Consider the following 201-nt stretch of genomic DNA (forward strand, 5'->3'; position numbering starts at 1 on the left):
CCCCTCTCGCTCGCGATCTCCGGTGCCAACCTGCACGACAGCCAGGCCCTGATTCCGCTCGTCGAAGCGATCCCGTCGATCCGCTCCCGTCGCGGACCGCATCGCCGCCGACCCGGCAAGCTCCACGGCGACAAAGCCTACGACCACCGCTTCATCCGCTCCTACCTGCGACGACGGCAGATCGCCCATCGCATCGCCCGC

The 201-nt window shown here is 69.2% G+C and carries 1 pseudogene; it reads left to right on the forward strand.

The features are described from left to right. A pseudogene (locus OO48_RS34255) lies at positions 1-201 on the forward strand (IS5/IS1182 family transposase); the annotation flags it as partial.

It is taken from the genome of Kitasatospora phosalacinea (assembly GCF_000716545.1).
Taxonomy (GTDB): domain Bacteria; phylum Actinomycetota; class Actinomycetes; order Streptomycetales; family Streptomycetaceae; genus Kitasatospora; species Kitasatospora phosalacinea.